6 protein-coding genes, 1 tRNA gene and 3 pseudogenes are annotated in these 9147 nt (G+C 65.5%); 5 read left to right on the top strand and 5 right to left on the bottom strand.

Going from position 1 to position 9147, the window contains the following annotated elements:
• Positions 1-131: 131 nt before the first annotated feature.
• Complete coding sequence (locus ABQJ48_RS37025) at positions 132-326, bottom strand: hypothetical protein (protein ID WP_367842824.1); 195 nt, start codon at positions 324-326, stop codon at positions 132-134.
• Positions 327-963: 637 nt separating this feature from the next.
• Here ABQJ48_RS37025 and selD point away from each other — a divergent pair.
• The 4 genes from selD to ABQJ48_RS37005 all read left to right on the top strand — a co-directional run bounded on the left by selD (position 964) and on the right by ABQJ48_RS37005 (position 4500).
• On the top strand, positions 964-2028 hold the full coding sequence (selD, locus tag ABQJ48_RS37020; protein WP_367842823.1) for a selenide, water dikinase SelD: 1065 nt from the start codon (positions 964-966) through the stop codon (positions 2026-2028).
• 161 nt (positions 2029-2189) lie between these two features.
• Positions 2190-3257 carry a tRNA 2-selenouridine(34) synthase MnmH gene (gene mnmH / locus ABQJ48_RS37015; RefSeq protein WP_367842822.1) on the top strand — a complete coding sequence of 356 codons (1068 nt, stop codon included), beginning with the start codon at positions 2190-2192 and terminating at the stop codon, positions 3255-3257.
• A 24-nt stretch (positions 3258-3281) separates the two neighbouring features.
• Positions 3282-4337: a permease gene (locus tag ABQJ48_RS37010; protein WP_367842821.1), complete on the top strand. Its 1056-nt coding sequence runs from the start codon at positions 3282-3284 to the stop codon at positions 4335-4337.
• Between the two features lie 28 nt (positions 4338-4365).
• Complete coding sequence (locus ABQJ48_RS37005; protein WP_367842820.1) at positions 4366-4500, top strand: hypothetical protein; 135 nt, start codon at positions 4366-4368, stop codon at positions 4498-4500.
• 210 nt (positions 4501-4710) lie between these two features.
• On the opposite strand, the pseudogene dhaL reads toward ABQJ48_RS37005, so the two are convergent.
• From dhaL to ABQJ48_RS36985, 4 genes and pseudogenes are all read right to left on the bottom strand, one after another.
• Positions 4711-6407 (bottom strand): annotated as a pseudogene (gene dhaL, locus ABQJ48_RS37000) (dihydroxyacetone kinase subunit DhaL).
• A 251-nt stretch (positions 6408-6658) separates the two neighbouring features.
• Positions 6659-6735, bottom strand: a tRNA-Val gene (locus ABQJ48_RS36995).
• An 89-nt stretch (positions 6736-6824) separates the two neighbouring features.
• Complete coding sequence (locus tag ABQJ48_RS36990) at positions 6825-8315, bottom strand: M81 family metallopeptidase (protein ID WP_367842819.1); 1491 nt, start codon at positions 8313-8315, stop codon at positions 6825-6827.
• Positions 8312-8468 (bottom strand): annotated as a pseudogene (locus ABQJ48_RS36985) (Zn-dependent hydrolase); the annotation flags it as partial. The gene ABQJ48_RS36990 and the pseudogene ABQJ48_RS36985, both read right to left, overlap by 4 nt.
• Before the next feature lie 201 nt (positions 8469-8669).
• On the opposite strand from ABQJ48_RS36985, the pseudogene ABQJ48_RS36980 reads away from it, so the two are divergent.
• Positions 8670-8888 (top strand): annotated as a pseudogene (locus ABQJ48_RS36980) (hypothetical protein); the annotation flags it as partial.
• Between the last annotated feature and the right edge of the window lie 259 nt (positions 8889-9147).

Below are 9147 nucleotides of genomic sequence, written 5' to 3'. Positions count from 1 at the left end.
TGGCGCGCTCGCCTGCGGCGCAATCGGAACGATCAAGCTGCAACTCTGGGACGAATTGCATACGAAATCCCTTTAAACAGCGCCCCGGTTGTCACAACGAGGCGATTTTCAACAGCCTGCTAAGTCAAGGGTTACTTCAATGAAGCGCTAAAGGCAGATGGCGCAAAGGCAGGATGAACCGGTGCTGCCTGCTGCAACAGCGTGTCGTAACGCGCCACGTCCTGATAGAGCCGTTGCGCCAGCACCAGCAGCGGCATCGGCTCGGACGTGATAACCCTCTGCATCGTGGCAAGCGTCGCGCCGCGCGTCGTCAAATCCTGCACCACCGCGACCTCAAGTGCGCGCAGCGCGGTAAAGGTTGCATCATCACCGGCATCGCCCGCTACGTTATTTTGACATCATGGCCGATGACGAGTTCGTCCCGCTATAGGCTAGACTGTGCCGAAAGATGGAAGGCGCAGTCGAGCGCATTACGGTCGGTCGCATTGCCTTCGAGGCAAATTTCAGCGCGCTGCGGGACAACCACCATTGTTCCGAGCGGGGACTCCCGGCATGAGGCCGGGGTTCGGAACGGTCGTCAGCCATTGAATGCTGGCTGATAACGCTCACGCAGCGAATCGCGTTTCAACGCCCGTATCAGCTATTTCGATCACCCCAACAGACTCCCCCACCAGATTCGTCCAATGGCTGTCGATTCCGATCAGCCGCGACGTCTTCAGCGCAAGCTGCGTACCCAGCGATCCAATCCTGTCGGCAGCGGCCTTTCTCGCGCCGTAATGACTGATCCGGTCCGTGAACGCACTTCGTGCCCGGCCCGAGCGATAGAACAAGCTCGCGCGTCGGCGGCGGCCGTCTGCGCCGTTCTTTCTTATCCGGGCTCGTCCGCGGAAAACCGCGCGCGCAGCGCGGCGCGCGAAGAACCATCATAATTGCGGTCATCCAAAGCCCTGAAATCGCGCCACCATGACCGACACCCACGCCCAGACCCGTCAATCGCCCCGACTCACCAGCCTGTCGCACGGCGGCGGCTGCGGCTGCAAGATCGCCCCCGGCCTGCTCGCCGAGCTGCTCAAGCGCAGCGCGCCGCTGCCGTTCTTTCCCGACCTCTTGGTCGGCAACGACACCGCCGACGACGCCGCCGTCTACAAGCTCAACGACGAGCAGGCAATCGTCGCCACCACCGACTTCTTCATGCCGATCGTCGACGACCCGTTCGACTTCGGCAGAATCGCCGCGACCAACGCGCTGTCCGATGTCTACGCGATGGGCGGCAAGCCGATCATGGCGCTCGCTATCGTCGGCATGCCGATCAATGTGCTGCCGCACGACGTGATCGCGGCCGTGCTCAAGGGTGGCGAATCGGTGTGCGCCGAGGCCGGCATTCCGCTCGCCGGCGGCCATTCAATCGATTCTGTGGAGCCGATCTATGGTCTCGTCGCACTCGGGTTGGTCGATCCCCGGCGCGTCAAACGCAATGCGGGGGCCCAGGCCGGCGACATGCTGATTCTCGGCAAGCCGCTTGGCGTCGGCATTCTGTCGGCGGCGCTGAAGAAGGACCGGCTGGACGCCGCCGGCTACGCGGCGATGATCGGTGCGACGACCAAGCTCAATCGCCCCGGCGCGGAGTTGGCGAGGCTGGACCGGGTGCATGCGCTGACCGACATCACGGGCTTCGGGCTGCTCGGACATACGCTCGAATTGGCGCGCGGCTCCAATCTGACTGCCCGCGTGCGCTACGCCGACCTGCCCTGGCTGCCGAACGTGCTCGGCCTTGCGGAAGCGGGCGTCGTCACCGGCGCTTCGGGCCGCAACTGGGACGCCTACGGCAAAGATATTGCCCTTGCCGCAACGCTGCCGACCACGGCGCGCGCGCTTCTGACCGACCCGCAAACCTCCGGCGGCCTGCTGGTTTCGTGCGCGCCCGAAGCGGTCGACGAAGTGATCGCGCTGTTCCATGCCGACGGATTCGGCGACGCACGCGTGATCGGCGAAATGGTAAGCGGTGAAAGACGCGTGGAAGTCGTTTGACGCGTAAGCGGACGCCGCGCCGCAGCCCGCACCTGACTGTGCGTGGAAGCGCCATCGCGCGCGGCCCCGGCCGCACGCGTGGTGCCGCGCCCGCCGGCGGTCCACCCGCGCCGCGCGTGCGATAATTTCATTCTTCCGCCGACCCGTTGCGCGTTTATCCCTTGAAAAACTTTCTTGTCAGCCTCGAAAAAGCAGGTGATTTCGATGAAATCATCGATGTGCGCACGCCTCTCGAGTTTGCGGAAGACCACATTCCGGGCGCGATCAACGCTCCCGTACTCAGCAACGAAGAACGGGTGCTGGTCGGCACGACCTACAAGCAGGTGTCGTCGTTCGAAGGCACGCGCATCGGCGCGGCGCTGGTCGCGCGCAACATCGCGCATCATCTGGAAACGACCTTCGCCGACCGGCCGCGCAACTGGCGGCCGCTGATCTACTGCTGGCGCGGCGGCAAGCGCTCGGGGTCGGTCACCACGCTGTTCAACATGATCGGCTGGCAGGCGCGTCAACTGGACGGCGGCTACAAGACTTACCGGCGCGCCACGCTCGAAGCACTGGACACGCTGCCGAAGACCCTCAATTACATCGCCCTCGTCGGCCCGACGGGCAGCGGCAAAACGCGTCTGCTGTCAGCCTTGCACCAGGCGGGCGCGCAGACGCTCGACCTCGAAGCGCTGGCTGCGCATCGCGGCTCGCTGCTCGGCGCCTGGGCGGGCGTGCCGCAGCCCTCGCAAAAGCGTTTTGACACGCTGCTGGTCAGCGCGCTGCGCGAGTTCGATCCGGGCCGGCCGGTGTTCGTCGAAGCGGAGAGCCGGCGCATCGGTTCGGTGTCGTTGCCGCTCGCGCTGCTGGAAACGTTTCATCAGGGCGCCTGCGTGAAGGTGCTATCAAGCCGCGAAGATCGCGCAACCTACCTGCTGCACGACTACGCGCATCTGTTCGACGACCCAGAGACGCTGAAAGCGCAACTGGAACGGATGATCGGCTTGCATAGCCGCGAGCGAGTGACGGGCTGGCAGCGGCTAGTCGACGAGAACCGGCGCGCCGAACTGGCCCACGAGCTGATCGAGCGGCACTACGATCCGGCGTATGCGCGCAGCAGTCATCAGCACTTCGCGCAATTGCCGCACGCGCTGCAACTGACGTTCCGCCCCAACGACGCCGATCTGGTCGAACAGGCAAAAACACTGCTTGTGCGACTCGACAGCTGCGCGCCCGCTGTCATCTGATTAAAACCAACGCGTGAGTCTTTTATGCAATCAACTCTTCGACAACCTCGTGTCGCGCTCGGCTGGACGGTGTTCCTGCTGATCGCCGTCGTCGGCCTCTTCTATGTGAAGTGGTTTCCCTACTACAACCGCGCGTTCGTCGCCGCAAGCCAGCACTCCATCGGCAAGTCGATCCTGATGGGCACGTCGTCGAGTGCGCCGGACGCGTCCTGGCAAGCCGCGATCGATTACGCGCTCGCGTACGGCAAGGCGATCTGGCAGGCCATGGTGCTCGGCCTGCTGCTCGGCTCGGCGGTGCAGGCGCTGATTCCGCCGCAATGGGTCGCTCGGGCCCTCGGCCGCGCCGATTTCAGCAGCGTGGTGAAGGGCGGCTTGATGTCGTTGCCGGGCATGATGTGCACCTGCTGTGCGGCTCCGGTCGTCGCGGGTTTGCGCGCGCGCCAGGCGGCGCCGGGCGCGGCAATCGCGTTTTGGCTCGGCAACACCGCGCTCAATCCGGCCACGCTGATCTTCATGGGCTTCGTGCTCGGCTGGCAGTGGATGGGCTTGCGACTCGCGCTCGGCGTCCTGATGGTGTTCGGCCTCGGCTTTCTGGTGAACCGCATGGTCACGCCGAAAGAAGCGCAAGCGTCGCGCGAAGCCCTGGCGCAACTGGTGTCCGCCGACGACCCGGGCACCGCTTTCACGCGCTGGCTGAAGATTCTCGGCACAATGACGCTGCGCCTCGTGCCCGAATACATCGTGCTGGTGCTGGTGCTCGGCGCAGCGCGCGCGTGGCTGTTCCCGCATATCGGACCGAACGTCGACAACAGCCTGGTGTGGATCATCGCGCTGTCGGTCGCCGGCACGCTGTTCGTGATTCCGACCGCCGGCGAAGTGCCGATCATCCAGGCGATGCTGTCGTTCGGCATGGCAGCCGGTCCCGCCGGCGCATTGCTGATGACACTGCCGCTGATCAGCGTGCCGTCGATGGCCATGCTCGGCCGCTCCTTCCCCACGCGCGTGCTGATGTTCGTGGCGCTGGCAGTTGCGCTATGCGGCGTGGTCGGCGGCTTACTGGCCGTTGCATTGGGCTTCTGAGGCCGGGCTTCACCTGAGCTTATCAAGTATGAAACGTATTGCCGCATTCGCTGTGACGAGCTGGTCTGCTGCAGGCCTGCTCTATGTCGGACAGCACTCGGTGGCGCTGATCGTCGTCAGCGGCGTCGTGGTGCTGGCCGGTTTCGATCTGCTGCGCCCGTGACGACGGCGTGCGGGTCGCAGTTCAATTGCGATGCGGGCCGCCGCCGGGTGGCCTGCGTCTGTCCAGCAGAACCGTCCCGCGTCCGGAGCGAGCGCTCGTCCGGTCTGGGCAGCCAGCGCGTGGGGCTTTTGCACCGCTAACAGCGTTGCTGCTGTTAGCCGTTTGCTTTCTGGCGCAGGCGCGCACGTGCACACGCCCGCGCAACGCTGGTCAGTCCACCAGCGCCTCCCGAATCGCGGCACGCCACAACGCGACCGTACGCGCGCCGGGGTCTACATGACCAAGCGCCCGATCGCCGACATAACTCGAACGCCCTCGCCGCGGACGCATCGACGCTGCCGAGCCGTCCCTTCGATGGCCCCGTCGACGGCAGCCTGCAATGCGACACCGGTTGGCTCCGAGCGGGCAAGCATGGACTGCAGCGCGTCGGCGGCGGGACGCAGTGCATCGACCATCGTACGATCGCCCGGCTGCGCACCGCCCAACTCCATCAAGCCCTCGACGCCAGCCTCGAATGCCGCGGCCCACTGCCGCGCCGTCGAGCCGCCTGACTGTTCGAGCGCAACGGCGGCGCGCAGCAGCATCACCGCGTATAGCGGGCCGGAAGTGCCGCCCACCACGCGTCGCAGCGTCGCGGACATGCGGCGCAATATGGCGCCCGGCGTCGAAGGAAACGAGTCGAGTTCACCGAGCGCGGCACGCGCGCCGCGCGACAGGCTGATGCCGAGATCGCCATCGCCGACGCGTTGATCCAGTTCGGTCAAGAGCGGCTCCGCTGCCAGCAAACACGCGCAAACGGCGTCGATCGCGCGGCGCAGCGTCGTTTCCCGCCCGAGCGCCGCGCCGCTTGCGCGCGTCGGCGCGACCGGTGCGGGCCGCACCAAAGCCCGCGCGACGCGCCCGCTCGACCAAGGCCAGGCGCTGGTGTGCGCGACGGCGTCGAGCCAGACGAGCCGCTCATCGTGCACGCGCAACAGCGTCAGTGAGACACCGACCATTTCAAGTGCGCTCAGGAACGTGCCGGCCCACGCACGTTCGACTTTGATTCCGCGCTGCGCCAGATTGCGCAACGCGGAGCCGGCCACGATGCTCAATTCGCTCGTCGGCGTGCCACCGAGGTTGTTCACCAGCAGCGCCACCCGCTCGCCGGCTGGCAGCTCGAGGTCGCTGACGATCCTTGCCAGCAGCTTGCCGACGATCGCGTCGGCCGACTCCATGACGCGGCGCTCCACGCCGGGTTCGCCATGAATGCCGAGCCCCCACTCGATTTCGCCATCGGCCAGTTCGAACCCCGGCTTGCCCGCTGCGGGCACCGTGCACGGCGTCAGGGCGACGCCCATCGTGCCGAGCGAAGCCGCCACCTCGCGTGCGATCCGCGCGACCTCGGCCAAAGGACGGCCGGCGGCAGCGGCCGCACCGGCGATCTTGTGGACCAGCACGGTCCCGGCCAGCCCGCGACGGCCCGCATGCTCGCCCCTCGCGGTCAGCGCAACGTCGTCGGCGACGATCACCATCTCGGTGGGAATGCCCTCGGCGCGCGCGATTTCCGCGGCGAGGCCGAAGTTGAAGCGATCGCCCGTGTAATTCTGCACGATCAGCAATGCACCTGCCGCGCCGGCGACGGCGCGTATTGCGTCGAGGACCGCGTCGGCGCACGGGGACGTGAAGACCTCGCCCGCTACCGCCGCGCTCAGCATGCCGTGACCCACGTAGCCGCCATGCGCGGGCTCAGGGCCCGAGCCGCCGCCCGAGATCAGCACGACTTCGCCGCGTGCAGCAACGGCCTCGGCATCCGCCCGCACGACGATCATGCCGCCTTGCAACAGCGTGAGATTGGGATTGAGCGCCGCGAGTCCGTCCAGCATGTCGGGGACGACGGCGCGGACATCGTTGATGAGCTTCTTCATTGCGCCAGCTCCTTTTTGGCTGCCGACGCAGCGTCACAATCGCGCTCACAGCAGTCGATTCAGTTGCGAAACCGGGACGGAGGTTCAACTGTACCGCGCAATGACGAAAGACGACCTGAGCCGCGAAGCGCAAACGGGCAGGCGCACTCGCGAAGGAGTCCGAACAAGATGAATTGGAAGCAATGCGGAAACAAAAACTGGCAGGACAGTAGACGAAAGCGGAGCCGCTTTCGTCTACGTCACTGATGCGTTGGTAGGCTCGATTGGATTCGAACCAACGACCCCCACCATGTCAAGGTGGTGCTCTAACCAACTGAGCTACGAGCCTTTAGAGGCGCGAATTATAGAGACTCCGCGCGCACAGCACAAGACCTGATGCGCCCCGATGCTCGATTGACGCCGGCACCCATGCTCCGTTCAGTTCGACGACGGCCATTCGGTGCTGGGGTCCAGTGGATAAACCGGCCGCCTCAAGTGCTTGAACGCGAACAGCCCGTAGTCGGAACTGGTCACGCCACGGCTATCGCATTCCACCAACGCGGCAGCAATCGGCACGAAAACCGGCCGGCAATACATGCGCGATTTGAGCAGCAGAAAACGCGCGCGCCGCGGATCGATGCCAACACTCTCGAATACGCCGAGGTCCCATGGCTCGTGCGGGTGCTCGGTCATCACCAGCTTCACGGTGCCCGTATCGAGCACGGCGGCGCGTCCCATGAACGCACGCTGGCCGGTGTAGGTCGGGCCGCTGATCACGTATTCCCCGTCGGTCAGTGCGCGCACCACGCCGGTCACGGCGAGCGGCGGGCGCGGCGGGCGCACATCGCTCTCGACCTTGTTGCCGATCGTCACCGTCACGGTGCTGCCGACGCCCGCCGACATCAGCGCCGCCACCGCTTGCGGATCGCACAGCGGTCCGCTGACGATACCCTCAAGCTTCTGCTGCAGCGCTTCTTCCAGCAGGTCCATGGTGTCGCAGCTGCCGCCCGACATGCAATTGTCGCCATGATCGAGCAACAGCACCGGTTTGTCGGCGCTTTGCGCGAGCGACGCTGCTTGCGCAACCGACTCCGCGAGCGGCGCGCTGCGATACACGAAATCGTCGCGCTCTTCCCAGATCTGTCGGGCAATGCGCTCCGCGACCGCTTCGGCCTCGGCGAGATCACCGTTGCCGACCACGACGACGCTGACGCAAGGCACAGCGATATCGGCCAGCGAGAAGCCTGACAACACCGACACCGCCAGCATGCCGCCTGCTTCCGCCGCGCGGGCGGCGTCCACCGCGCGCTTCATCGCGCCTTCGGCGGTCGCGCTGCGTAGCGTGTGGGCGAGCAGCGGCGGCTGACGCCAGGCGATCACCGGCTTCGCGTTTCCATACACGAGGTCGAACATCAGACGCGCGGCGTGCGCGCCGGTCTCGTACATATCGACATGCGGATAGGTTTTGAAGCTGACGATCACATCGGCGTTGTCGATCATTTTCTGCGTGACGTTGCCGTGCAGATCGAGCGCAACCGCAATCGGCGCATCCGGCAGCAAGGCACGCACGCGTTCGAGCAGATCGCCTTCACCGTCGTTCGAATTCTCGGCCACCATCGCGCCGTGCAGATCGAGCATCACCGCGTCGCAGCCGCTCGCCGCGGCCAGGATAGCGGCGCAGATCGCATCGTAAGCGGCGGCGTCGACCGGTCCGCTTGGGTTGGCCGACGCCGACACCGGCGTCACGATCTCGGCGTGCTCGCGCTCGGCGGCGTCGATGAACGCGGCCATCGCCGTTTGCATCCCTTTGTTCTGCCTGAACGCGTCTTCGCCATAGCTTGGTCCGTTGCGGCCGAATGCAGCGAGCGGCGTCGCCACCGGTGAGAACGTGTTCGTCTCATGGTTGATTCGTGCGATGAGGATTTTCATGCGCTGGCGCTCCGTATCTGCTGCGCCGCATCCAGCATCGCCTGCAACAGTACGATGCAGCCGGCTTCCAGATGATCGGCGCGCGTCCTCGAATTTGTTGTGGCTGATGCCGTCCTTGCATGGTACCAAGATCATTGCGGCGGGCGCGACCCGTGTCCGAACTGCCGGTGATCACAGGCGGCTGGTCGTCGCGCAAGCCGGCGCGGCACACCGCACGCTGCAGCCTTCCTCTTTCACCCGCGCGATGAAAAGCTCGCGCACCTGACGGTCCAGCTCAGTCAACGCGAGCCGGCGTACGCCGCCTGCGTCGGTAGCGCCGATCCCCGCGAGCTGCATGGGACGGCTGCAAAACCGCATGCAACCGGCTATCTCGACGAGCAGCAGCTTGCCAGATGGCTGCCGGAATCGCGCGATGTCGACGTCGATTTCCTCGGTCCGGTTGCGTTCATGAGGGCCGTGAAGAAACATCTCAGGACGATTGGCGTGCCGGAGTCGCAAAGCCGCTATGAGTTCTTTGGGCCGGCTTGCGCACTGGAACAAAGCTGCGCAGGAGGCGCCCGCCTGCGTGCATGAGAGCGGGCGCTGCGTGCGCGACTGGCCAGATGCAATGCACTCAGGCTCGCGCGATGCGATGTACTCGGGCTCGCGCGAGCTTCGCGCTGATTAGCCCTTTGCGTCGAATGCGCGTTTTACCGGGTGATCCATTACGGGACCGCTTCGCCAGACGGGGTCCCAAACGCAGAAACCCCACCTTTTGGGGGTGGGGTTTCTGTTCACTGCTGGGGAGCCTGACGATTACCTACTTTCACACGGGCAATCCGCACTATCATCG

This window comes from Paraburkholderia suaedae, assembly GCF_040812055.1.
Taxonomy (GTDB): domain Bacteria; phylum Pseudomonadota; class Gammaproteobacteria; order Burkholderiales; family Burkholderiaceae; genus Paraburkholderia.
Note: the sequence above shows the minus strand (reverse complement) of the source record. Positions and strands in the feature narration are given on the sequence as shown.

Bases quoted from the DNA above. Each gene is read 5' to 3' on its own strand.
- selD (WP_367842823.1), top strand. From the start codon at position 964: ATGACCGACACCCACGCCCAGACCCGTCAATCGCCCCGACTCACCAGC.
- ABQJ48_RS36990 (WP_367842819.1), bottom strand. From the start codon at position 8,315: ATGAAAATCCTCATCGCACGAATCAACCATGAGACGAACACGTTCTCA.
- ABQJ48_RS37005 (WP_367842820.1), top strand. From the start codon at position 4,366: ATGAAACGTATTGCCGCATTCGCTGTGACGAGCTGGTCTGCTGCAGGC.
- ABQJ48_RS37010 (WP_367842821.1), top strand. From the start codon at position 3,282: ATGCAATCAACTCTTCGACAACCTCGTGTCGCGCTCGGCTGGACGGTG.